Here is a 24,846-nt window from a genome sequence, read left to right as displayed (position 1 = left end):
CCCCGGACCTGTCCGGTGCCCGTCCCCGCCCAGTCCCTGGCCGCCCGCTCCCGGGACCTGCCTCCCCTTTCCGCCCCTCGGCCTCCCGTGCGAGGGGCGGAAATGTATCCGCTCTGTATGCCCGGCCCCTTGAATCGCCGCGTCACCCGACGACGGGTCGTCCGACGACAAGGGGAGAACCATGCACAGGAATGTCCGCCGTGCCCTCACCGCCCTGAGCGTGTGCGCCGCCGCCGTGGTCATCGGCCCGGTCTCGGTCGCCGCGCCGGTCGTGGGCGCATCGGAGGCCTCCGTGGCCGCGAGGCCCGCCTTCAAGATGCCGTTCGACTGCGACCAGGTGTGGACCGGCAGCAACTGGGACGGCCACAGTCCCGCGCACTCCATCGACTGGAACCACTACGACGCCAACGGCACCCCGGACGATCTCGGCCGCCGGGTGTTCGCCAGCGCAGGTGGCACGGTCCTCGAGTCGTACTACTCGACGGGCAGCGGCTACGGAAACACCATAGTCATCGGCCACGGGGACGGCTGGCAGACGCGGTACGCCCACCTCCAGACCCGCGAGGTGCAGGCCGGCGACACGGTGAACGTGGGCCAGCTGATCGGCAAGGTCGGCGCCACCTCCGCCCTCTACGACCTCTCCCCCCACCTGCACTACGAGCAGAAGCTCAACGGTGCGGTCGTGGTCGCCGTCGTCCAGGGAGTGACCTGGAGCGACTTCACGAAGCGCACCCAGAAGAGCACCAACAGATGCTGACCCGTCGCGGGTCCCGCTCCGGGGCCCTTCGCGGGGTCCGCTCCGGGTTCCGCACCGGGACCTGTCCCGGGATCCGCACCGGGGCCCGTCCCGGTTCCCGGAGGGCGGCCGGGATCCGGTGATCCCGGGCTGGGTGCGGGTGCGACGGCGGTCGCACCCGCACCCCGCATGTCCTCCGCACCCTGCATGTCCTTCGCACCCTCCGTGTTCTCCGTGTTCTCCGTGCTCTCCGTGTTCTCCGTGCTCTCCGTGTCCTTCGCACCCTCCGTGTCCTCCGCGCCCTCCCCGCCGCCGGCTCAGTGCATGGCGCGCAGCTTGGCGTCCACCAGCCCCGCCTCGTCGGGTACGTCCAGGCGCCTCCAGGTCGCCAGCGAGCGGTGGAAGTAGTGCCGGGCGGTCTGCTTGCGCCCGGTGGCGTCGTGCAGCTCCCCCAGCAGACCGGCCACCCGCGCCTCGGCCCTGCGGTCCCCGAGCTGCTGCTGCACGGCGAGCGCCCCGACCAGCAGCGCCGATGCCTCGCCCGACTCGCCCTGACGCAAGCACAGTTCGGCGATGCTCTGCTGCACGTAGGCCGCGCAGTGCAGATCGGCCAGATCGTCGAAGATGCCGAGGGCGTGCTCCAGTTCGCCACGCGCCGCATGCGGATCGCCCCGCAGTTCGTGCAGGACCGCGACCCTGCGGAGCACCTGCGCCTCACGGTGCCGGTCCCCGACCGCCCGGGACAGCTCCAGGGCGCCGCCGAGCCAGGCGGACGCGGCTTCCGGGTCCTTGCGCTCCAGCCATACCGAGGCGATCGCGTTCCGTGCCACCGCCTCACCGTGCGGGTCGTCCGCCGCGGCGAAGTCCCGGAGCGCGTCCGTGAACATGCCCAGCGCGGTGCCGAGATCACCCACGACCCGGTGGACCGAGCCGGACCCCACCGCGGCGACCGCCTTGCCCGTCGGGTGGCCGAGCCCGGCGAAGAGCGCATGGGCCCGGTCGAAGGACGTGAGCGCGTCCGCGTACCGGTCCTGGTAGAGGTGGAGCTGGCCGAGGTTGCGCAACAGGGCCGCCGCCCGGAAGTCGTCGTGCCGCGGCATGGCGTCGAGGACGAGCCGGTGGGTGCGCAGCCAGTCGCCGTAGTAGCCGCGCATGTCGAAGAAGCCCGCCAGTTCGATCGCGAGGTCGGCCGCCCGGTCCGTGCGCCCGAGCCGTACGGCGGCGTCGACACCGGCCACGAGGTTGCGGTGCTCGCTCTCGAACCAGTCCACGGGCCGGGCGAGCACCACGGGAGCGACATCGCGCGCCGGTCCGTCCGGCAGCCCGCGCTCGTCGGGTTCGCCCAGCACGCCGAGGAAGCGGGTGGGCATGGCGGCGTTGGCCGGGCGGGCGAGACCGATGAGGGCGTCGATGACCCGCAGCCGCCGCCGCAGCCGGGTCTCCTGGTTCTCCGTCAGGGCCAGCTCCCGGGCGTAGGACCGCAGCAGATCGTGCATGCGGTAGCGGTTCAGGCCGAGTTCGTCCCGGCCGACGACCTCGACGAGGTGCTCGTCGAGCAGCGTCTCCAGCCCCCCGGCCGCCGTACCGTCGCCCCCCGTGGCGACGGCGACGAGCCAGCCCGGGACGGCGTCGTCGGGCAGGTCGCCGAAGGCACGGAAGGCGTGGGCGGCGGGCTCGGGCAGGTGGCGGTAGCTGAGCTCGGCACTGGCGCGCACCTCCGTCCCGCCGGAGCGGACCTCCCCGAGGCGCCCTCGTTCGTCCCGCAGCGAGTCGGCCAGGGTGCCCACGCTCCAGCCCGGCCGGTTCACCAGCCGCGCGGCCGCGATCCGCACCGCCAGGGGAAGCGACCCGCACTCGGCCAGGACACGGTCGGCGTCGGCACCCTCCCGGCGCAGCCGGTCCTGGCCGACGACCGCCCCGAACAGGGCGCGGGCGTCGTCGTGCCGCATCAGTCCCAGCGGGCAGGCGTGCGCGGGCAGCCCGGGCATCCGGCGGCGTGAGCTGACCAGCACCGCCGAGCCACCCGTCCCCGGGAGCAGAGGGCTCACCTGTGCACTCCCCAGGGCGTCGTCGAGCACGACGAGGAAACGCCGCTGCGCCAGACGGGAGCGGAACATCGCGGCACGTTCACCCTGCTCACCGGGGATCGCGCTGTCGATGACCCCGAGTCCGCGCAGCATCTCCGCCAGGACGTCCGCCGGTTCGCGGGGGCACTCGCTCGTCCCGGCCAGATCGACGAAGAGCTGGCCGTCGGGAAACGCGTCACTGACCCGGTGGGCGACATGGACGACCAGGGTGGACTTCCCGGCCCCCGGCGGTCCCGACACCGCCGCGACCACGGGCTGCCGTACAGCGGTGGACAGCAGCGCCTCCAGGTCGGCGACCTCGACGGCGCGGCCGGTGAAGTCGGGGATGTCCATCGGCAGCTGGCGGACGGGAGCGGGCGGCGCGGCCCGCCGCCGCCCGGCGTACCCGTTGACCTCGGCACCGATGGCCCGCAGCGACGCGCTCGGCTCGATCCCGAGTTCGGCGGCGATCACCCGCTCCGCCTCGGCGTACGCGGACCGCGCCTCGGCACCCCGGCCGGCGTCGTACAAGGCGTGTACGAGCATGCGCCACAGGTCCTCGCGCAGAGGGCTCTCGGTGAGCCGCGACCGCAGTCCGGAGACGAGGTGGGCGTAGTCCCCGAGCCGGAGCCGCAGTTCGAGGCACTCGTCGGCCGCGAGGGACCGCAGCCCCTCCAGGCGGGTGATGGCCGGATCCCACACCACGCTGGAGCGCACGTCCTGGAGGACTCCACCGCGCCACAGCCCCAGCGCCGCTTCGTAGGCACGCAGTGCGCCGGAGTCCTCACCACCGTCCCGGGCGGCACGGGCCGCCGCGAGCCGCTGCTCGAAGAGCAGCAGGTCCACCTCACCGGGCGCGACGTCCAGGGAGTATCCGGAGGGCTCGGTGCGGAGCCCGTCGACCGAGGCGGGAGGCAGCAGCTGCCGCAGGGTCCGCACGTAGGTCCGGACGTTGGCGACCGCGGACCGGGGCGCGCCGCCCGGCCAGAGCACCTCCGTCAGCAGGTCGACCGAGACGAAGCCGTTCGGCTGGAGCAGCAGGGTCGCCAGCACGGCCCTGGGCTTGGCCCCTCCGATCCGTACCGGGACACCGTGCGCCTTCACCTGGAGCGGCCCCAGGACCCCGAATGTCGGCTCCCCCACCGCGCGCCTCCGTGAATGTCGGCAACTGCGGTGCAGCGTAACGATGTTCGAAGTCCGCCGATGCGGATTCCGGGTGACGGCTCCTCCTCGATCCGCCCGCACCGGGCGCAGCCGCGCCGGCCCCGCTCCGGCGCCACGCACCAGCCGCCTCCACCGCCCCGGGGAGACGCGATCAACCCCGCTCAGGAAGGCGCGATCAGTCCTGCTCAGGAAGGCGCGATCAGTCCTGCTCAGGGAGGCGTGTCGGTGCGGCGCCGGCCCCGTCAGGCCGGAGGGACAGCCGCACCAGACACCCGGACTCGCTGATCAGCAGTTCCGGCACGTGCTCCTCGTGGAAACGGATCTGCCCGATGACGCCCTCGGTCGCGGAGTGCCGTGCCAACTGCTCCAGCAGCGGATCGAGGCCGGGGAGCGACTCCGCGTGCACCTCCTGGCGTGCGGTGAGGGCCCATCCGGTGCCTGTCCGGTGCAGCTCTCCGGTCAGCAGGCCCCCGATGCGCGCCGCGGGCCCACGCTCGGCGAGGAGGGGGAACACGTCGTCCGGTCCGGTCAGTTCGTCCGCGTGACCGCCGGGAGCGGAGCCGAGGTGCCACCTCAGCTCGTCCACGAGCGCGCTCGGCACCGTGGCGCGGAGGTTCAGCGCGAGATCGACTGCATACAGGTCACCCATCCCCGCAGCGTAGGCACGCACTTCGGACAGGGACACCACCGGAGCTGACCCCGTCACCGCCTTCCGGCCCCGGCGGTGCAGAACACGCACGCCTCCCGGAACGGCAGCGCGTCCACGACACCGGTCGCCACCACCACCGAACCCGTGCAGGCCTCACGTCTGGTGCTCAGGGCCTCACATGAACAGACGTCGGGACCCTGCCCCGTACCCCCGCTCACTCCCCACTACGGGCGCGGTCCAGCCTCAGCGCCGAGACGAGGAAGAACACGCCTCCGAGGAAGGCGTAGCCGGCGAGGTTCGTGAGCGTGGGATCGTCACTGCCCGCCTGCGTGACGAACGAGGTGCCGGCCAGCACCGAGACGGCGCCACTGATGATCATCGGCCACTGCCCGCCCAGCGTCCGGCGCACGGCACCCGCGACCAGTTGGACGATCCCGGACGCGACGGCCCAGGCACCCCAGACCCGGAGGACGTCGGGGACACCTGACGCGACGGCGACCACCAGGCCGATCACGGCCAGTGAGCTGATCACGATGTTCACGTACAGGACCGGCGCCTTGGCGCCGTTCACCTTCGCGGAGCGGACGTCGACGATCGCCGCCGCCACATCGAACAGGGGATAGACGACCAGGAGCGTGACACCCACCGGCCCCAGGGTGCCGGCGGTCGCGAACAGGAGGCCGGCCCAGACGACGGCGAACGCGAAGCGCACGAAGTACAGCTTGCGCAGGGTCGCCGGAACGCTGGGGGACGCGGTGCTGACGAGAGTGTCCACGAAGGTGCCTTTCATCGAGGGCCCGTTGCTGCCGAACGGTCGAGTTCTGACGCGCGGCAAGCAATGAGGGAGAACGTTCGGTCTCGTTGCATTACAAGCGCCTTGCCGGAGCCTGTCAAGACCGAACGTTCTCCCTCGGCGGTTTGCTAGCCTGGCGGCATGAGCCGGAGCACAGAAGGCGGAGGCCGCAACACGTCCGAGGCGCGGGCGCGACTGCTCTCCACAGCGACGAGGATCTTCTACGCGGAAGGAATCCACTCCGTCGGCATCGACCGGATCACCGCGGAGGCGAAGGTGACCCGGGCGACGCTGTACCGGCACTTCACCGGCAAGGAAGATCTCGTGCTCGCCTACCTGGACCAGGCCGACCAGGGGATCCGAGGCCAGGTCGCCACCGCCGTGGCGGACGGCCGGTCAGCCGCCGACAGGGTCTGGGCGGTGGCCGGGTCCATCACCGCGGGCATCCGGTCCCCCGGCTTCCGCGGCTGCGCCTTCCTGAACGCGGTCGCCGAGTACCCCGACCCCGCACACCCGGTCCACCGGGCCGTCCTGGCCCACCGCCAATGGTTCCTGGACACCGTCACGGACCTGCTGGCCCAGACCGGCGACACCCCCGCGGAGCCCGCCGCCCGGCATCTCGTCATGCTCCGGGACGGCGCCATGGCAGCCGGCTGCCTCTTCGACCCGGTACTGGTGTCCGAGACCTTCCTGCACGGCGTCGAGGGAATCCTCACCGCGCGCACCGACCCGGCGCCCGCGCCGGGCGCCACCGCCTCCGACGCCGAAACCACCTGACCGAGGCGGACCTCCCCCGTCGGGCCCGGACACTCCCGCACTCCCGCGCACGGCACCCCCACACCACGACACGCCCGGCACCCCCACACCACGCGGCGCCCGGCACGGCACCCCTGCACCACGCGGCGCCCCTGCATCACGCGACGCGCCACGGCGCCCCGCCCCTCAAGGCGCCCAGCACGCGCGCCCGTCGCCCGGAATGTCGCCCCTTCCAGCATGTGCAACCAGGGGTTGACCATTCCCTCCCCCGCACCTAGGTTTCTCGCAGCCCGCTGGTACATCGATTAACCACCCTGGTCAACGTCCTGGTTGGAGACATCCCGCTGTGCGCTCACCCCTGAGTCGGCGCGGTTTCCTTGCTGCTGGTTCCGGCCTCGCCGCCGCTACCGCGCTGCCCGCAATGTCCGGCTGCACCACCCTCGCCTCGGCCGATTCCGACCCCGGCACCCTCGTCGTCCACACCCAGCTCGGGACCACCGCGCCGGGCTCCCCCACCTACACCGCCGCCGTGAAGGCCTTCGAGAAGGAGAACCCGGGCCTCCGGGTCAAGAACCTCGTCAACGGCGACGACCTTCCCCAGGTGTACGAGACCTCGCGACTGGCCCGTAAGGAGCCGGACGTGGTCATGGTCAACCTGTACGACAAGACGCTCGCCTGGACCGAGGTCGGTGCCACCGTCGACGTCAAGGACCATCTCGACGACTGGGGGCTCCGCGAGCGCGTCCTGCCCGCGGCCCTGGCGGAATGGACCGACGGTGAGGGAAGGCTGCGCGCCTTCCCGTACTTCGCCACCAACTGGCCCGTCGCCTTCAACACCCACCTGCTCGACCGGGCCGGCGTCGGTTCCGTGCCGACCACCGGGGACCAGCTCATCGGCGCCGCGCGGAAGCTGCGGGCCAAGGGCATCGCCCCCGTCACCGTGGGCGGCAACGACTGGACCGGGCAGAAGCTGCTGGCCCAGATCATCCAGACCTTCCTCAGCCGCGAGGAGGCCCGGCAGGTCTACTCGACCGGCGACTTCAGCGGCAGCCGGGGCGCCCGCGAGGGCATCGACTACTTCGTGACGCTCCGCGACGCCGGTGTCTTCGCCGACAAGGCGCAGGGACTGACCTCCGACACGATGACCACGCAGTACAACACGGAGGCCGCGGCCATCCAGTCCGCGATGTCCTCCGCGCTGGCCAAGGTCCCCGCGAAGGCCGCCGGGCACACCGAGATCGGCGGCTGGCCGCTCGCGCCGGGTGCCGCCCACGCGAAGCCGACCATCCTGCGCTCGTACACCCTCATCGGCTTCTGGATCAGTCCCAACGGCGTCAAGAAGCTGTCCACCGTCGAGAAGTTCCTTCGCTTCATGTACCGCCCCGACGTGGTGGCGCGCTTCATCACCGAGAGCGGCCGGGACATGGCGCTCGTGACCGACACGGTCAGCAAAAACTTCCCGCTGGTGGCCGACGCCCAGCGGCTCGGCGACGACGTCGGCCAGGTGCTCCTGCCCGACCTGTACGTCCCGCCGACCGCCACGCAGCCGCTGATCACCGCGACCAGCACCGCCTTCACCCGGGGGACGAGCGCGGCCTCCGTGCGTTCCGCCCTGGAATCCGCCTACCGCACGGCCTGATCCGCGCGCCCGAGCCTTCTGCGAGTCCTCCTATGACGATGCTCTCGTCCGCCCCGGGCGGCGCCTCGGTCCGCGGCCCGGCCGCCCCCGCACCCTCCGCCACCACCACGAAGCGCCGCACCCAGGGCGGGACGGTCCTCGCCCTGCCCGCGCTGGCCTGGTACCTGGTCTTCATGGTCGGCCCGCTGGCCGCCATCTTCGTGATCGCCGTGCTGCACTGGCCCGGCATGCTCCAGCCGGTCTCCTTCGCCGGAACCGGCAACGTCACCGCCGTCCTCGACGACCCGGTCTTCTGGGACGCGGTGCGCAACACCGCCGTACAGCTCGCCGTGGCACTCCCGCTGATGATCGTCGGGGCGTACATGCTCGGCTACTACGTCGCGCAGAAGCCGCCGGGCCACCGCGTCCTGCGGTACCTGCTCTTCATCCCCGGGCTGATCTCCACCCCCGCCAAGGCGATGGTGTTCTACGCGGTCCTCTCCCCGGACGGCCTGCTCAACGGGGCGCTGGACAAGGTGGGGCTCGGCTCGGTGACCGACGCCTGGCTGGCCTCGCCCTCCACGGCCCTCGCCTCCCTCATCGTCCTCGACGTGTGGAGCGGCATCGGGTTCACCGCCGTGCTGTTCGCCGCCCGCCTCGGCAGCGTGCCGGACGAGATCGGCGAGGCGGCGCAGCTCGACGGCGCGGGCCACTGGCGTGCCATGTGGCGCATCCATTTCCCCGTCATCCGGGACTTCGTGGGCGTGGTGACGATGCTCCAGTTCCTCTGGACGCTGTTCGGCTCCGCGCAGAACGTGCTGCTGCTGACCCAGGGCGGCCCGGGGAGCTCGTCGACGACGCTGTCCTTCCTCGTCTACCAGAAGGCGTTCATCGCGGCCGACCTCGGCTACAGCCAGACCGTGGGCGTGGTGCTCTTCCTGGTCGGTCTGGCGGGGCTGCTGACCATCCGTCGCGTCTTCCGCCAGAACTACTGATCGGAGCGGTTCCATGAAATTCGGAAGGTCCTGGCTGCCGGCGCACATCTTCGCCTGGCTGTACATGGTGCTGCTGGTCGTCCCCCTCTACTACCTGCTGGTCTCGGCGTTCAAGACGAACGACCAGATCTTCGGGAGCCCGTTCTCCCTGCCCACCTCGCTGTCCACCGCCAACTTCACCGAGTCGTTCACCTCGGCCCACCTCGGTCCGGCCGTCCTCAACTCGCTGCTGGTGACGGCGCTCGCGCTGGTGCTGACCCTGGCGCTCGCGATACCGGCCGCCTTCGCCATCGCCCGCACGGAGGGCCGGATCGGGGCGCTGGTCGAGCGGGTGTTCTCGCTGGGCTTCCTGGTCCCCACGTTCGCCGCGCTCTTCCCGACGTTCCTGCTGGCCGCTGCGACCGGGCTGTTCCACACCCGCGCGTTCATGGTGCTGTTCCTGCCGGCCACGGCGATGCCGCTCTCCGTCGTCATCCTGGTGCAGTTCATGCGGACCATCCCCCGGGAGATGGAGGAGGCCGCACGCATGGACGGCGCGTCCACCTTCGCCGTCCTGCGGCACGTCTACACACCGATGTGCATGCCGGGCATCGCGACGATCCTGCTGCTGAACTTCCTGACCTTCTGGAACGAGTACCTCTACTCGCTCGTCATCATCGGCCCCGACCCGGACCTGCGGACCGTCCAGGTCGCGCTGCCCACGCTCAAGTCCCTCACCGGCACGGACTACGGCATCCTTACGGCGGGCACGGTGCTGACTCTCGTCCCTGTCTGGGTGGTCTACACCGTGCTCCAGAAGCGGATGCAGCAGGCCCTCGTCAGCGGAGCGGTGAAGATGTGAACCAGCCCCAGGAAACGCGTACCGCCGTACGCCCCACGATCAAGGCCGTCGCGGCCGCGGCCGGAGTCTCGACCGCGGCGGTCTCCCAGGCCGTCAACGGCACCGGACGGATCTCGGAGGCCACCCGCCGCCGGGTCATGGCCGCGGCCACCGAGCTGGGCTGGTCCCCCAGCGCCTCCGCGACGGCGCTGCGCCGGGCCCGTACCCGTACGATCGCGCTCGTCGTCCGGCGGCCCACCGATGTGCTCGGCTCCGACCCGCACTTCAGCGAGCTGATCACCGGTCTGGAGGGCGAACTCGCCCCCCGCGGCTACGGCCTGCTGCTCCACCTGGTCGCCGACATGGCGCAGGAGAGCGCGCTGTACGAGCGTCTGGTCGCGGAGGGCCGCATCGACGGCGCCGTGCTGACGGACGCCCGCGCCGACGACCCCCGCCCGGAGCTGCTGCGGGGCCTCGGGCTGCCCGCCGTGCTGCTGGGCGCCCCCGATGCCGCTTCGCCCGTCCCCCGGGTCGGGCTCGGGCAGCAGGGTGCGGGCATGAAGGAGGCGGTCACCCATCTGCTGGAGCTCGGCCACCGGCGCGTCGCCTACATCGCGGGCCCGGCCGAACTCCTGCACACCCGGCTGCGCCTGGACGCCTTCGAGGAGGCGCTGGCCGAGGCGGGGCTGGGCACCGTCGCCGTACGGCACAGCGACTTCACCGAGCAGGCAGCCGTGGAGGTCACCGAGGAGCTGCTCGCGCTGCCCGACCGGCCGACGGCCCTCGTCTTCCCCAACGACTCCATGGCCGTCTGCGGCATCGGCACGGCGCAGCGCGCCGGACTCCGTGTGCCCGGCGACCTGTCGGTGGTCGGCTACGACAACCTCTCGCTCGGCCGCTGGGTCCACCCCCGGCTCACCACCGTCGACCAGCAGGTGCAGCGCGTCGGCGCCGCCGCCGCCCGCACCCTGCTCGCCGGGTGCGGGGAGGACGTGCCGCCGCCGGTGCTCGACGGCCGCCCGCGCCTGGTCGTACGTGAGTCGACCGGCCCGCTGAGACCCCCGACCTGATCCGACGCACCACCCGGCACCACCCGCACACCGAAGAGGACCCGGACACACCATGCGACGCCACAGCGCCCAGCTCACCCACGACTCCGCCGTACTCCCGTGGCTCGGCGCCAACTTCTGGTCCCGCACCGGCGGTCCGCTGATGTGGCGGAACTACGACCCGAAGACGGTGCGGGAGGAACTGGCCGTGCTCCGGGAGCACGGTCTGAACATGACCCGGTCGTTCTTCTACTGGCCGGACTTCCACCCGGAGCCGGGGCGGATCGACGAGGAGCTCTGCGACCGCTTCCGCGACTTCCTGGACGCCCACCACGAGCAGGGCATGGGCACGGTCCCCACCTTCATCGTCGGCCACATGTCGGGCGAGAACTGGGACCCGGCCTGGCGCGGTGACCGGGATCTGTACGAGGACGTGTGGCTCGTCGGCCGGCAGGCGTGGTTCGTCTCGCAGATGACCCGCCGTTTCAAGGACCACCCGGCGGTCACCGGCTGGCTGATCACCAACGAGATGCCCGGGTACGGCCGGATCTACCAGGTCGATCCGCCGTCGAGCGATGTGGTCACCGCCTGGGCGCAGTTCATGTGCGACGCGGTGCGCGCGGCGGGCGGCACCCAGCCCGTGTCGCTCGGTGACGGCGCGTGGGGCATCGAGGTGACGGGCCGCGACAACGGCTTCTCTCTGCGGGAGACCGCCGAGTACGTCGACTTCGTCGGGCCGCACGTCTACCGCTCCGACACCGACCGGCCGCGCCAGCACCACCGGGCCGCCTTCGAGTGCGAGCTCGCGGCCGTCACAGGGCAGCCCGTCGTCCTGGAGGAGTTCGGGCTCTCCACGGACACCGTCTCGGCGGCGAACGCGGGGATCTTCTACCGGCAGACCCTGCACAACTCGCTGCTGGGCGGGGCGACCGGCTGGATGGCGTGGAACAACACGGACTACGACGACCTGTGGGAGCAGTCGCCGTACGACCACCACCCCTTCGAGATGCACTTCGGGATCACCGACGGCTCCGGACGCCCGAAGGAGCCGCTGCGCGAACTGGCCGCCTTCGCGGAGGTCCTGGAGCAGGTGGACTTCCCGCGCTGCCGCCGCACCGACGCGGACGCCGCACTCGTGGTCCCCGCCTTCCTGGAGCGGGGCTACCCGTACAGCCGGCCGGCGGACCGCCCGCTGATCTTCACCTCGCTGCACCAGGGGTACGTGGCGGCCCGCGGCGCGGACCTGCCGGTGGCGTTCGCCCGCGAGGCGGACGGGCTGCCGGACGACGCCTCGCTGTACCTGCTGCCCTCGACCCGCCAGCTGACGACCCGCACCCGCCGGGCGCTGGAACGCCGGGCGAAGGAGGGGGCCACCGTCTATCTGTCGTTCTGCTCGGGTGAGTACCCGACGACCCGGGGCCCCTGGTTCCACGACCTCGACGGGCTGTTCGGGGTGGAGCTCCAGCTCTCGTACGGGGTCGCCGAGCCCATCGAGGACGACGTCCTGGAGATGACCTTCGCCGAGGACTTCGGTTCCATCGCCGCCGGCGAGGTGCTGGCCTTCCCGGTCGCGGGCAACGAGGACAGCCGCGCCTACCTGCCCGTCGTCCCGGACGGCGCGCGGGTCGTGGCCACCGACGCGCACGGCCGCCCGGCGCTCCTGCGCTACGAGACGGGCGCAGGCCGCACCGTCCTGGCCACGTACCCGCTGGAGCACATGGCCGCCCGTACGGCCCGCGCCAACCCCGAGCAGACCCACCGGCTGTACGCGGCGCTCGCCGAACTCGCCGGTGCCGCACGGCCGGTGACGGTGGACACTCCGTACGTCGGTGCCGACACGCTGGTCCGCGAGGACGGCGCACGGTTCCTGTGGCTGGTGAGCCAGTCCGGCGAGGAGCTGACCGTGTCGCCGTCGGCGGACGGGGAGCTGCGCGAACTGACCGGCGGAGGCCCGGTGCGCGACGTGACCCTTGCCCCGTACGGCGTGCACGTCCTCGAACTGCGCTGATCCCGCGTCCCGTCCCTGCTGCCGAGGTGAGTCGTCCCATGTCCGAGCCACTGTTCCGCGACCCCGCGGCGCCCGTCGCCGACCGGGTGGGCGATCTGCTGCCGCGGATGACGCTCACCGAGAAGGTGGGCCAGGTCAACCAGCGGATGTACGGCTGGGACGCCTATGAGCGCACCCCGTCCGGGCACCGGCTGACGGACGCGTTCCGGACGGAGGTGGCCCGCTTCGACGGAATGGGGGCGCTGTACGGACTCCAGCGCGCCGACCCCTGGTCGGGTGTGACGGCGGAGACGGGCATCGGCGCCGGGGACGGGGCGCGGGTCGCCGACGCCGTGCAGCGCCATGTCGTCGAGAACACCCGGCTCGGGATCCCCGTCCTGCTCGTCGAGGAGATGCCGCACGGCCTCCAGGCCCTGGACGGGACCCTGCTGCCGGTGAATCTGGCGGTCGGGGCCACCTGGGACCCGGAGCTGTACGAGGAGGCGGCGGCGCTCGCCGCCTCCGAGCTCCGGTCCCGGGGCGGCCATGTGGCGCTGGTCTCCGCGCTCGACCTGGTGCGGGACCCGCGCTGGGGCCGCGCGGAGGAGTGCTTCGGCGAGGACCCGTATCTGGCGGCGCGCTTCACCGAGGCGCTGGTGCGGGGTGTGCAGGGCCCGGCCGGGGAACGCATCGGGCCGGACCGCGCCGCTGTCGTCCTCAAGCACTTCGCCGGGCAGGGCGCCACGGTCGGCGGCCGCAACAGCGCGGCCACCGAGCTGGGTGCGCGGGAGCTGCACGAGATCCACCTCGTGGCGGCGCTGGCGGGCGTACGGGCCGGGGCCGCGGGCGTCATGGCCGCGTACAACGAGTTCGACGGTGTTCCGTGCGCGGCGAGCCGCCGTCTGCTGACGGAGGTCCTCCGGGAGCGGTGGGGCTTCGGCGGGCTGGTGATGGCCGACGGGCTCGCGATCGACCGGCTGGTGCGGATGGCGGGCGATCCCGTGGCGGCCGGCGCCATGGCGCTGCGGGCAGGGACCGATCTGAGCCTCTGGGACGACTGCTACCCGCGGCTGGCGGAGGCGGTCCGCCGGGGTCTGGTCGACGAGTCCGAGCTGGACCGGGCGGTGGGGCGCGTGCTGGCGCTCAAGTTCCGCCTCGGCCTGTTCGAGCGCCCGTACACCACGGTGCCGCCCCCGGCGCCCGGGCGCCTGGAGCGGCTGAGCGAGCACATCGCCCGCGAGTCCGTCACCCTCCTCGAACACGACGGGGCGACGCTGCCGCTCGCCGGCCGTCGTGCCGGGACCGTCGCGGTGATCGGGCCGAATGCCGACTCCGTGCCCCAGCAGATCGGCGACTACACCGCGCCCCAGCGGCCCGGCACCGGCAGCAGTGTGCTCGCCGGTGTGCGGGCAGCGGCTCCCGAGGGCACCACCGTCACGTACGCCCCGGGCTGCGGCCTCGTCGGCGGTGACCGGTCGGGCCTTCCCGCCGCGGCGGCCCTCGCCGCCGCCGCCGACGTGGCGGTGCTGGTCCTCGGCGGGTCGAGCGCACGCGAGCCGGACACGCGTTTCGACGCCAACGGGGCGGCCGTCGTCGCCGCCGGGAACCCGGTGGGGATGACATGCGGAGAGGGCGTCGACCTGGCCGAACTCGGGCTTCCCGAAGGGCAGTCGGCACTGCTGGACACCGTCGCGGCGACCGGGACCCCGGTGGTCGTGGTGCTGGTCCAGGGCCGGCCGCACGCCTTGCCCGACCTCACAGGGAAGGCTGCGGCGGTGCTGAGCGCCTGGTACCCCGGGCCGTGGGGCGGGCGGGCCCTCGCGGACGTGCTGTTCGGGGCGGCCGAGCCGCAGGGCAGGCTGCCCGTCTCCGTGCCCCGCTCGGCGGCCCAGCTGCCCGTGTTCTACAACGGCAAGGACCACGGCTACCGGGGTTACGTCGACCAGCCGGCCACGGCCCTGTACCCGTTCGGCCACGGGCTGTCCCTCACCACGGTCGCCTACGGAGCGCCCCGGCTCTCCCGGCCGTCCGTGGCGGCGGACGGGCCGGACGGCCCGGACGGAAGCGCGGACGGGGCGGTGCCCCCGCTCAGCTGCACGGTCCGCGTCACCAACACGGGGGGCCGTCCGGTGCGGGAGACCGTCCAGCTGTACGTGCGCCGGGTGTCCGGCGGGACGTCGTGGCCCCGCGTGCGTGAACTGCGGGGCTTCGCCCGGATCGGCCTGGCGCCCGGCGAGAGCGCCGAGGTCGCCTTCCTGGTCGGTGCGGGAACCCTGGCCTCGTTCACGCACGCCGGTGCGTGGGCCGTGGAACGGGGCGAGTTCGCGATCGGGACGGGCCCGTCCTCGGACCGCACCGATGCCGCCCGGCTGGTGGTGACGGCACCGGACCCACGGTGAGGCGCCCGGCGGCCCGGACCCGTGGCGGCGGCCCCGGGACGGGCGGGCCGGTCACTGCACGCGGGCGCTGGAGCGGCCGTCCTCCTCGTCGTCGTCATCGTCACCCGGGATGTGGACGTCGAAGACGTTGATGTTGATCTCGACGACCTCCAGGCCGGTCATCGTCTCCACCGCGTCGGTCACATGGGTGCGGACCTTGTCGGCGAGTTCATGGATCGGTATGCCGTACTCGACCTCGATGTCGACGTCGACCGCGGTCTGCTTCTCCCCCACCTCCACCTTCACACCACGCCCTCCGCCGGAGGACCCGCCCACGCGTCCCGCCACCGCGCCCATCGCCTTGGATGCGCCCCGGCCCACCGAGTGCACGCCCTCGGTCTCCCGGATGGCGATTCCGGCGATGGTGGCCACGACGCCGTCGGCGATGGTGGTCCTGCCACGCGTCTTCTCACCCGAACTGCCGCCCGAGGTTTCGAATTCAGCCATGACTGCCTCACAGAGAGTTGATGCGGCGAGGCTGCTCGCATCCTCGCCGGCTCCTCATTTCACTGTGCGCCTGCCCGGCGTCCCCCGCCATCGAGGCATACGCAGCGCTCGCCGCGGCCACGCTCAGCGACCGTCCGCGCCCCGTCCCCGTACCGGAGCCGGGCGTGCTCAGCATCACCCTGGACAGCCACCGTGACCGCCGGGTAACTTTTGACCAGGACTGAGCAAGCGCTTAGCCACCGCGACCGACGCTGAAGCTGACACCAGGAGGCATCCCGTGCGCCGTACGGTTTACAACGAGGACCACGAGGCGTTCCGGGAGACCATCCGCGCCTTCATCGAGTCCGAGGTCGTTCCCGTCTACGACGAGTGGTTCGCGGCGGGCCAGGCGCCCCGCGACTTCTACTACAAGCTCGCCGAGCTGGGCATCTTCGGCATCGAGGTGCCCGAGGAGTACGGCGGCGCGGGCGTGGAGTCCTTCAAGTTCGAGGCGATCCTGTACGAGGAGACCGCGCGCGCGGGCATCTCCTTCGGCGGCTCCGGAGTGCACGTCCTGCTCTGCCTGCCGTACCTCAAGGCGTACGCCACCGAGGAGCAGAAGAAGCGCTGGCTGCCGGACTTCGTCTCCGGCAGGTCCATGTACGCGATAGCCATGACGGAGCCGGGCACCGGTTCGGACCTGGCCGGCATGAAGACGACCGCCAAGCTCTCCGAGGACGGCACGCACTACGTCCTCAACGGCGCCAAGACCTTCATCACCGGTGGCGTGCACGCCGACAAGGTCATCGTCTGCGCCCGCACCGACGCCCCCAAGGCCGACGACCGCCGCCACGGCATCTCGCTCCTGGTGGTCGACACCAAGTCCGAGGGCTACTCGGTCGGCCGCAAGCTCGACAAGCTGGGCCTGAAGGTCTCCGACACCGCCGAACTGGCCTTCGTGGACGTCAAGGTGCCCGTCGAGGACCTGCTGGGCGAGGAGAACAAGGGCTTCTCCTACCTCGGCCAGAACCTCCCGCAGGAGCGCCTGGGCATCGCCGTCGGCGCGTACGCGCAGGCGAAGTCGGCCGTGCGGTTCGCCCAGCAGTACACGCAGGACCGCACCGTCTTCGGCAAGACCGTCGCGTCCTTCCAGAACACCAAGTTCGAGCTGGCCGCCTGCAAGGCCGAGGTCGACGCGGCCGAGGCCGTCTGCGACCGCGCCATCGAGGCCCTGGACGCCGGCGAGCTCACCCCCGCCGAGGCCGCGTCCGCGAAGCTGTTCTGCACCGAGGTCGCGCACCGGGTGATCGACCGCTGCCTCCAGCTGCACGGCGGCTACGGCTTCATGAACGAGTACCCGATCGCGCGTCTCTACACGGACAACCGGGTCAACCGCATCTACGGCGGCACCAGCGAGGTCATGAAGTCGATCATCGCCAAGTCCATGGGTCTCTGAGAACGGCTACGTTTCTCCTTCATGAGCGAAGCACTCGACTCCCTGCTCGATCTGCTCGACCTGGAGCGGATCGAGCAGGACATCTTCCGGGGCATGAGCCGTTCGGCGGTCGTGCCCCGCGTCTTCGGCGGCCAGGTGGCGGCACAGGCCCTGGTCGCCGCCGGGCGGACGGTCCCCGACGACCGGGGCGCCCACTCCCTCCACGCGTACTTCCTGCGCCCCGGGGACCCGGGCGCACCGATCGTCTACAGCGTGGACCGGATCCGCGACGGGCGGTCGTTCACCACCCGCCGGGTCGTCGCCGTCCAGCACGGCAAGCCGATCTTCCACCTCTCGGCGTCGTTCCAGGTGTACGAGGACGGCATGGACCACCAGGCGGTCATGCCCGCCGCCCCGGACCCGGAGACCCTGCCGACGGCGGCGCAGATGCTGCCCCGGTACGCGGACCGCTTCACGGACCCGCGCATGGTCGGCCGGCTGCTGGAGGCCCGGGCGGCGGTCGACCTGCGGTACGTGGACGCCCCGCCGTTCGCCACCGCCGGTGAACCGCGCGAGCCGCGCTCCCAGGTCTGGTTCAGGACGCACGGCAAGCTGGCCGACGACCCGCTCCTGCACGTCTGCATGGCGACGTACGTCTCCGACATGACGCTGCTCGACTCGGTGCTGCTCGCCCACGGGCGCGGCGGCTGGTCGGTCGGCGACGTGGTGGGCGCAAGCCTGGACCACGCGATGTGGTTCCACCGCCCCTTCAGGGCGGACGAGTGGCTGCTGTACGACCAGGAGTCGCCGTCCGCGTCGGGCGGGCGGGGTCTCGGTCAGGCCAGGATCTGGACGGCCGACGGCAAGCTGGCCATCACGGTCATCCAGGAGGGCCTGGTCCGCGTCCCGAGGGACTGAGGACCGCACATTCGGACATACTGCCCCCCATGAGTGACGACCGGTCCGGCGGCAGCGAGTCCACGTCCACCGTCGTCGTCGCGGCGGCCGCCAATCTCGGCATCGCCGTGGCGAAGCTGGTGGCGGGGCTGATCAGTGGTTCGAGCGCGATGCTCTCCGAGGCCGCGCACTCGGTCGCCGACACCGTCACCGAGGTCATGCTCCTCACCGCGCTGAGGCGCAGCGAGAAGCCCGCCGACGAGGACCATCCGCTGGGCTACGGCCCCGAGCGCTACATCTGGGCCATGCTCGCCGCCGTCGCGACGTTCGTCGGTGGCGCCGTGTTCTCCCTGTACGACGGCATCCACACCCTGCTGAAGGGGGAGGAGCTCGGCGACCCGCTCGTCTCGTACCTGGTGCTCGCGGTGGCCTTCCTGCTGGAGGGCTTCTCGCTGCGCACGGGGATCCGGCAGGTGCGCGGCGAGGCGGCGCGGCTGCGGATGCCCGCGCCGCGCTATCTGCGGCGGACCCCCGACACCGCGGTCAAGGCCGTGGTGATGGAGGACTCGGCCGCGCTGGCCGGACTGCTGCTGGCGGCCGGGGGCCTGCTCGGCGGGCAGCTCTCCGGCTCCGCGGTCTACGACGGCGTCGCCTCGGTCCTCATCGGCGTCCTGCTGGTGTACGTGGCGTGGGTGCTCTGCCGGTCCAACGCCCAGCTGCTGATCGGCCGCCCGATCCCGGCCGCGATGCGGGCCGGGGTGCGCGAGGAGCTGATGTCCGTGCCGCACGTCGTCGAGGTGATGGAGCTGACCACCCTGATCCAGGGGCCTTCCGAGCTGCTGGTCGCCGCGAAGGTCGATTTCCGGGACGCGTCGACGGCCGAGCAGATCGAGTGGGCGTGCGAGGAGGCGGAGCAGCAGCTGCGGGAGCGCTACCCGTCGATCCGGCGCGTGTACCTGGACCCGACGCCGGGGCGTGCGCAGCGGCAGGCGGCGCGCTCCGGCGGCTGAGACGGGGCGCGGGCGGCCGGCACCGGGACCACTGTCTGCTACCGGCCGGATCCGGCCAGGAGCGTGTCCGGCAGGGCATTCGGTGGCGAAACGGACTACACCGCGACAGCGTCGGGACCCGTCCGGGACCCTCGCACCGGTGATCGCCCTTACTCACCGCCACCCCCGGTGTCTCCGGCGCGCGGCCCGTCCGCCGCGTCGCCGCACCGGTGGCCGTGCACCTCGGCGGCCCCGGGGTCAGACCCTCCCAAATGCTGGCCTTTCAGCCGGGCCCGAGATGCCGGCCCTCCTGCATTCCGTCATGTGGCCCTTTACCTCGCATGTCGATCTTTGACGTACCTCATGGATGGATTCGCCTGACCCGGAGACTCGAATTCCAGCCATGATCCGCGGATTCATTGCATCTGCGGTCGGGAACCGATGTCCTTCGTGAGGTCGCCTCAACGAGCCCTACCCGCAGGCGGGCAGGCGCATCCCCCCATCCACCGAGGACCTTTTGATGACGGACATATCGGAGGCCGGTCCCTGGGTGCTGGCGCTGGCCATGACGGCCGCTGCCCTCGCCCTGGCGCTCCTCCACCTCCGCACGCGCCGGTCGAACGCGGCACTGCGCGCGGAGGCCCGCACCGAAGCACGGGCCGCTGCCAGCAGGTACCAGGCCCTGGAGGCCGACGCGCGGTCCGGCGCCCATGCCGCGGCCCAGGCCGCGGAGGCCCGCTACCAGTCCATGGAATCCACCCTCCTCGCGGAGGCGCAGGACGCCGAGCGCGCCAGGCTCGGCGCCGAGCAGCAGGCCGGCCGGACGGCGGGGGAGCTGGCGTACTTCGTCGACACGCGGCTGCCGGCCCTCATCACCCATCTGAAGCACCGTCATGTGCCCGTCCCCGGAACGCAGGACCCGGCGCTCGCCCACACCGAGATCGGGGCACTCCTGGAACGCGCCCTGAACCAGGTCGCCCAGGTCGTCGTCGACACCGAGCAGCGGGTCGACGCCGGCGCCCAGGCCGTGCTGCGGGACACCACCGCCGACATCCAGGCCAAGTCCTACCGCCTCCAGGAGATGATCGAGGAGGCGCAGTTCGCCTTCGACGATCCGGAGATCGCCAAGCGGCTGGTCGCGATGGACCGCACGAACGAGGAGAACCTCCGGCAGATCCAGGCGACCGGAGTGCTCTGCGGAGCCTGGCCGGGGCTGACACGGAGCGACTCCCACCTGGGTGACATCGTTGCCGGAGCCCAGTCCCGCATCGCCGGCTACCAGCGCGTCCAGATCACCAGTCAGCTCTCCGACCCGGTCGGGGTGGTGGCCCGGGCGGTGGAGCCGCTCGCCGTGATCGTCGCCGAACTGCTCGCCAACGCGGTGCACCACACTCCCCAGGGCACGCGGCCCGTCGACGTCAGCCTGCACCAGGTGCAGGCAGGGGCGTGCGTCGTCATCGACGACCCCGGCGTGGGCATGACGGACGAGGAGCGCGAGTTCGCCGCGCGCATGCTCTCCGGCCAGCAGGGGGTCCTGCTGACCCATCTGGGAGACCCGCCGCGCGCGGGGTTCGCCACGATCGGCCGTCTGGTGCAGCAGTTCGGCTTCACCGTCACGGTGGACAAGCCCTCGTCGTACGGCGGTGTACGGGCCGTGGCCTTCGTCCCCGATCACCTGCTCATGCTGATGGATGAGGTGGCCCAGCCCATGTCGGCCATGTCCCCCGCCCTGCGCAAGCCGGAGCCCCCCAGGCAGGAGAGCCCTGCGCCGGAGCCGGCCGCCGGGCCCGCCGGTGCGATCGAGCTGCCGCGGCGGCGGCGCCAGCGGGCCGCTCCGGACACGGACCGGGCGGCCCTGCAGGCTCCGGACCCCGCGCCGGCGATCAGCCCGGACCAGGCGGCCCAGACATGGGGCGCCTGGCAGACCGGCACCCTGCGCGGATTCGAGGACGCGCACACCGACCAGGAAGAAGGCACGCAGTCATGACCGTCGTTCCCAAGCGCCCCCTCCTCAGGGACATGTCCTGGGTGCTCACGCCGCTCCTGGAGGTGCCCGGGGTCGTGCACGCTCTGGTCCTGTCCGGCGACGGGATGATCCAGGGCGCCACCCAGGCCCTCACCCGGGAGGCCGGGGAGGGTGCCTCCGCCATGGCCTCGGCCGTCCAGGGCGCCTGCAAGGAACTGGTCAGGAAGCTGGCGGGGCAGGAGGAGAGCCCCGTGCTGCACCAGGTGGTGGTCAGCACGAACTACGGGTTCGCCTTCCTGATCCCCGCGGGCGACAACACGGTCATGGCGGTCTTCGCGCAGCCGACCGTGGACATGGGCGTCATCGCCCACGCCATGCAGGTGCAGGTCTCGAAGCTCGGCGACAAGGTGATGAACTCGCCTGCTCGGGCCCGGGGATGACGCCGGCTCCCCGCAGGCGGCTCGTGCCGTCGTTCCTGGCGACCGACCGCGTCCAGCCGACCCGCAACACCCTGGACCGCCTGACCCTGCTGTCGTCCACCGGCATCACCGCCCTGGACGACCTGACACACGCGCAGCGCCGGCTGGTCGAACTCCTCCAGGGCGGGCCGCTGGCCCTCGTCGAGGTCGCCGCCCGCCTCGTACTGCCGGTGAGCCTGGTCCGCGTCCTCGTCGCGGACCTCGTCGACAGCTCGCACCTGCACGCCCGCGCCCCCATCCCCGAGGCGAAGGCACACGATCCCCAGTTGCTAGAGAAGGTGCTCGATGGACTCCGCAGTATCCGATAACACCTTCCTCGACAGCGACGAGAAGACGCTGGTGAAGATCGTGGTGACCGGACCCTTCGGCGTCGGGAAGACGACGCTGATCAACACGCTCTCCGAGACCGCGCCGCTGCACACCGAGGAGGTCATGACCCAGGCCGGTGCGGCGGTAGACGACCTCGCCGGCGTACGGGACAAGGCCACCACCACGGTCGCCATCGACTTCGGCCGCAGGACCCTGCCCGGTGATCTGGTGCTGTACCTGTTCGGCACCCCGGGCCAGAAGAGGTTCAAGCCGCTCTGGGAGGACATCGCGCGCGGCGCCCTGGGCGCGGTGGTCCTGGTGGACACCCGCCGTCTCGACGACTCGTTCGAGGTCATCGACATGATCGAGCAGCAGGGCCTGTCCTACGCCGTGGCCGTGAACCACTTCCCCGACTCGCCCGACCACCCTCCCGAGGTGCTCCGCGACCACCTGGACCTGGAGCCGCACACCCCGCTGGTGGTCTGCGACGCCCGCGAGTCGACGTCGGCCGTGGACGTGCTGATCGCGCTGGTGACCCACCTGCTCACCGCCCACCCCGTCCTGGAAGCCTCATGAGCACCTATCTGCCCCTGGCGGTCCCGCTGTACGGCGCCGACTTCGCCGCGGACCCCGGGCGCGTCTACGCCCGCCTGCGCGCGTTCGGGCCGGTCGCCCCCGTCGAGGTGTCCCCGGGCGTCAGCGGCTATCTGGTGACCGACCGCGACGCCGCTCTCGCCGTGCTCAACGACCCGGGCGTCTGGTCGAAGGACCCCCGGGCCTGGGAGAGCGGGCTCCCGGCCGACTCGCCGGTGAAGCCGATGATGGGGTGGCGGCCCAACGCCCTGTTCAACGACGGCGCCGCGCACCGCCGCTACCGGTCGGTCATCACCGACAGCTTCAGCCGGATCGAGCCGCACGACCTGCGCAGGCAGGTGGCGGAGATCGCGGACGGCCTGATCAAGGACTTCGCCGGCACGGGTGAGGCCGACCTGGTCGGCCAGTACGCCCGCCCGCTGCCGCTGGTGCTGTTCAACGCGATGTTCGGCATGCCGCCCGAGGACGGACCCCGTCTGGTGGCCGCCATGGGCGGCCTGTTCGAATCCGAGCCCGAGCACGCCGTCAAGGCGAACGAGGACTTCGGCCGGTACATGGACGAGCTCATCGCGCTCAAGGTGCAGGAGCGCGGCGAGGACCTGACGAGCTGGTTCATGGACCACCCCGCCGGTCTGGCGCCGGAGGAGCTCGCCCACCAGGTGATCCTCACGATGGCCGCGGGGCAGGAACCGACCACGAACCTGATCTCGAACGCGCTCTCGCGCATGCTGTCCAATCCGGACTACTACAGCAGCCTCTCCAACGGCGCGCGCACCGCACGCGACGCCATCAACGACGTGCTGCGCCACGAGCCGCCGATGGCGAACTACAGCGCGCACTACCCGCGCCGCAACGTGCAGATCGGCAGCACCTGGATCGCCGCCGACAGCCTCGTGCTCATCTCGTACCACGCGGCGAACACCGCCCCGGAGGGCCCCGACGGCCACGACGGCGAGCGCACCGACGGCGGCGCGCACCTCGCCTGGTCCTCCGGGCCGCACGCCTGCCCCGTCAAGCAGCCCGCCCTGCTCATCGCGATCACCGCGATCGAGAGGCTCACCAGCCACCTCGGGGACCTCGAACTCGCCGTGCCGCGCGAGAGCCTGCAATGGCGCCCCGGCCCCTTCCACCGCGCACTGGCGCACCTCCCGGCCCGCTTCGGTCCCATCACGCCGCAGAAAACTGGAGTCACCCCATGGAGCAGCCCCTCGTCCTCGACCCCGCCGGCCGCGACGTCCACGGAGAGTCCGTTCTCCTCCGGGAGCGCGGGCCCGCGACCCGGGTCGTACTCCCCGGCGGCCTGGACGTCTGGGCCGTCAGCAGCCACTCGCTCCTGAAGGAACTCCTGACCGACGACCGTGTGACCAAGGACCCCCGCGCCTGGGACGCCTGGCAGCGCGGCGAGATCACCCCGGACATGTGGGTCTACACCTGGGTGGCGGTCTCCAACATGTTCACCGCCGCGGGGCAGGACCACCGCCGCCTGCGCAAACTCATCACCCCCGCCTTCACCGCACGCCGCATCGAAGCGCTGAGGCCCGTCATCCAGGAGATCGCCGACCGGCTGCTGGACGACGTGGCACGCTCCCGGGACGGCGCGGTGGACCTGCGCGCCTCGTACGCCCACCCGCTGCCCATGCAGGTCATCTGCCACCTGTTCGGACTGCCGGAGGAACTCCGGCCGCGCATGGCCCAGCTGGTCGAGAAGGTCTTCGACACGACCATCGAGGACGCCGCGTCGAACTTCGCGGAGCTCCAGCAGATGCTGACCGGACTCATCGGGGCCAAGCGGCAGAACCCCGGGGACGACCTGACCAGCGTGCTGATCGCCACCCGCGACGAGGACGGCACCCGTCTGAGCGAAGCCGAGCTGACCGACACCCTGCTGCTCATCATCAGTGCCGGCTTCGAGACCACCGTCAACCTCATCGGCAACGCGGTCCGCGCGCTGCTGGAACACCCCGAGCAGCTCCGGCAGGTCACCGCGGAGGGTGCGAAGCGCTGGAACGACGTCATCGAGGAGACGCTGCGCTGGGAGCCGAGCGTGGCCCATCTGCCCCTGCGGTACGCCGTCGAGGACATCGATCTCCCGGACGGCCGGCGCATCACCCGGGGCGAGGCGATCCTCGCGTCCTACGCCGCCGCGGGCCGGGAGCCGGCCCAGCACGGCCCGGACGCCGACCGGTTCGACATCGACCGGTACGGCAGGGAGCACCTGGCGTTCGGCTACGGCGTCCACTTCTGCCTCGGGGCGCCGCTCGCGCGGCTGGAGGCCGATGTGGCCCTGACCACCCTGTTCGCCCGGTACCCGGACCTCGCCCTGGCGTCGCCCGCGGCGGACCTCCCCCAGGTCGAGTCGTTCATCGTCAACGGATCCCAGCGCATCGACGTCACGCTGGACCGTCCCACCCCGGCCTGAGGGCCCGCGGGAGGCGGTCCCCCGCCCGGGTGCGGCGTCGGCAGGGCGGGAGGCGGACCGCTCGTCGCGTCGTGCCGCGGCGTGACCGGGTGATGCTCGACGCGGCTGCGCTCCACACCCCCGTGACCGGTGGAGCGGAGCCGCATCGTGAGCCGTGCCCCGCCCTGAGCCGGGGCCGGCCACGACGCCGCGGCCTTGCCGTCTCCGGTCCGGCCGCGGCCTGCCCGACCGACGATAGGGCGAACGGGGGGCGCACCCTGT

General features: G+C 72.0%; 20 protein-coding genes. 16 read left to right on the top strand and 4 right to left on the bottom strand.

Features of this window, described 5'->3' with window-relative positions:
• The first annotated feature begins 181 nt into the window (after window positions 1-181).
• A complete protein-coding gene (locus tag ACFC51_RS06865; RefSeq protein ID WP_376527321.1) occupies window positions 182-757 on the top strand; it encodes a M23 family metallopeptidase in 576 nt (191 codons plus the stop codon).
• Window positions 758-1,053: 296 nt separating this feature from the next.
• Here the strand turns inward: ACFC51_RS06865 and ACFC51_RS06860 are convergent, their stop codons facing one another.
• From ACFC51_RS06860 to ACFC51_RS06850, 3 genes are all read right to left on the bottom strand, one after another.
• A complete protein-coding gene (locus ACFC51_RS06860; protein WP_376367056.1) occupies window positions 1,054-3,945 on the bottom strand; it encodes a BTAD domain-containing putative transcriptional regulator in 2,892 nt (963 codons plus the stop codon).
• 220 nt (window positions 3,946-4,165) lie between these two features.
• Complete coding sequence (locus ACFC51_RS06855) at window positions 4,166-4,615, bottom strand: hypothetical protein (protein WP_376527319.1); 450 nt, start codon at window positions 4,613-4,615, stop codon at window positions 4,166-4,168.
• A gap of 214 nt (window positions 4,616-4,829) precedes the next feature.
• Entirely contained in the window at window positions 4,830-5,390 is a 561-nt protein-coding gene (locus ACFC51_RS06850; RefSeq protein ID WP_376527316.1) for a hypothetical protein, read from the bottom strand.
• Window positions 5,391-5,549: 159 nt separating this feature from the next.
• Between ACFC51_RS06850 and ACFC51_RS06845 the strand changes: the two genes are divergently transcribed.
• From ACFC51_RS06845 to ACFC51_RS06815, 7 genes are all read left to right on the top strand, one after another.
• Window positions 5,550-6,185, top strand: a complete 636-nt coding sequence (locus tag ACFC51_RS06845; protein WP_376527314.1) for a TetR/AcrR family transcriptional regulator — start codon at window positions 5,550-5,552, stop codon at window positions 6,183-6,185.
• A 325-nt stretch (window positions 6,186-6,510) separates the two neighbouring features.
• Window positions 6,511-7,803 (top strand): ABC transporter substrate-binding protein, encoded by a 1,293-nt coding sequence (locus ACFC51_RS06840; protein WP_376527311.1) that lies wholly within the window; start codon window positions 6,511-6,513, stop codon window positions 7,801-7,803.
• Between the two features lie 32 nt (window positions 7,804-7,835).
• Window positions 7,836-8,777 (top strand): carbohydrate ABC transporter permease, encoded by a 942-nt coding sequence (locus ACFC51_RS06835; protein WP_376367066.1) that lies wholly within the window; start codon window positions 7,836-7,838, stop codon window positions 8,775-8,777.
• A gap of 13 nt (window positions 8,778-8,790) precedes the next feature.
• Window positions 8,791-9,618 (top strand): carbohydrate ABC transporter permease, encoded by an 828-nt coding sequence (locus ACFC51_RS06830; RefSeq protein WP_329229080.1) that lies wholly within the window; start codon window positions 8,791-8,793, stop codon window positions 9,616-9,618.
• A complete protein-coding gene (locus tag ACFC51_RS06825) occupies window positions 9,615-10,667 on the top strand; it encodes a LacI family DNA-binding transcriptional regulator (protein ID WP_376367068.1) in 1,053 nt (350 codons plus the stop codon). Before ACFC51_RS06830 ends, ACFC51_RS06825 begins: the two co-directional genes overlap by 4 nt.
• A gap of 52 nt (window positions 10,668-10,719) precedes the next feature.
• Window positions 10,720-12,654, top strand: coding sequence for a cellulase family glycosylhydrolase (locus ACFC51_RS06820; protein ID WP_376527308.1), 1,935 nt, complete (start codon window positions 10,720-10,722; stop codon window positions 12,652-12,654).
• Between the two features lie 38 nt (window positions 12,655-12,692).
• Window positions 12,693-15,032 (top strand): glycoside hydrolase family 3 N-terminal domain-containing protein, encoded by a 2,340-nt coding sequence (locus ACFC51_RS06815; protein ID WP_376527306.1) that lies wholly within the window; start codon window positions 12,693-12,695, stop codon window positions 15,030-15,032.
• A 51-nt stretch (window positions 15,033-15,083) separates the two neighbouring features.
• Here ACFC51_RS06815 and ACFC51_RS06810 read toward each other — a convergent pair whose 3' ends face one another.
• Window positions 15,084-15,518: an Asp23/Gls24 family envelope stress response protein gene (locus tag ACFC51_RS06810; RefSeq protein ID WP_376367073.1), complete on the bottom strand. Its 435-nt coding sequence runs from the start codon at window positions 15,516-15,518 to the stop codon at window positions 15,084-15,086.
• Window positions 15,519-15,795: 277 nt separating this feature from the next.
• On the opposite strand from ACFC51_RS06810, the gene ACFC51_RS06805 reads away from it, so the two are divergent.
• From ACFC51_RS06805 to ACFC51_RS06770, 8 genes are all read left to right on the top strand, one after another.
• The gene (locus tag ACFC51_RS06805) at window positions 15,796-16,953 is read left to right on the top strand and encodes an acyl-CoA dehydrogenase family protein (RefSeq protein ID WP_376367075.1); all 1,158 of its coding nucleotides are present in this window, start codon (window positions 15,796-15,798) and stop codon (window positions 16,951-16,953) included.
• A 21-nt stretch (window positions 16,954-16,974) separates the two neighbouring features.
• Window positions 16,975-17,850: an acyl-CoA thioesterase gene (locus tag ACFC51_RS06800; protein ID WP_376367077.1), complete on the top strand. Its 876-nt coding sequence runs from the start codon at window positions 16,975-16,977 to the stop codon at window positions 17,848-17,850.
• Window positions 17,851-17,879: 29 nt separating this feature from the next.
• Window positions 17,880-18,839: a cation diffusion facilitator family transporter gene (locus ACFC51_RS06795; protein WP_376367079.1), complete on the top strand. Its 960-nt coding sequence runs from the start codon at window positions 17,880-17,882 to the stop codon at window positions 18,837-18,839.
• A 499-nt stretch (window positions 18,840-19,338) separates the two neighbouring features.
• Entirely contained in the window at window positions 19,339-20,805 is a 1,467-nt protein-coding gene (locus ACFC51_RS06790) for an ATP-binding protein (protein WP_376527303.1), read from the top strand.
• Complete coding sequence (locus ACFC51_RS06785; protein WP_103514904.1) at window positions 20,802-21,224, top strand: roadblock/LC7 domain-containing protein; 423 nt, start codon at window positions 20,802-20,804, stop codon at window positions 21,222-21,224. The genes ACFC51_RS06790 and ACFC51_RS06785 overlap by 4 nt, the downstream gene beginning before the upstream one ends.
• A complete protein-coding gene (locus ACFC51_RS06780; RefSeq protein WP_376367084.1) occupies window positions 21,221-21,571 on the top strand; it encodes a DUF742 domain-containing protein in 351 nt (116 codons plus the stop codon). Before ACFC51_RS06785 ends, ACFC51_RS06780 begins: the two co-directional genes overlap by 4 nt.
• The gene (locus ACFC51_RS06775; RefSeq protein ID WP_376367086.1) at window positions 21,549-22,148 is read left to right on the top strand and encodes an ATP/GTP-binding protein; all 600 of its coding nucleotides are present in this window, start codon (window positions 21,549-21,551) and stop codon (window positions 22,146-22,148) included. The genes ACFC51_RS06780 and ACFC51_RS06775 overlap by 23 nt, the downstream gene beginning before the upstream one ends.
• Before the next feature lie 1,213 nt (window positions 22,149-23,361).
• Window positions 23,362-24,585, top strand: coding sequence for a cytochrome P450 (locus ACFC51_RS06770; RefSeq protein WP_376367088.1), 1,224 nt, complete (start codon window positions 23,362-23,364; stop codon window positions 24,583-24,585).
• Window positions 24,586-24,846 lie beyond the last annotated feature (261 nt).

The sequence above is a fragment of the Streptomyces sp. NPDC055962 genome (genome assembly GCF_042270185.1).
Taxonomy (GTDB): Bacteria; Actinomycetota; Actinomycetes; order Streptomycetales; family Streptomycetaceae; genus Streptomyces.
This window is presented reverse-complemented; position numbering and strand designations above follow the sequence as displayed.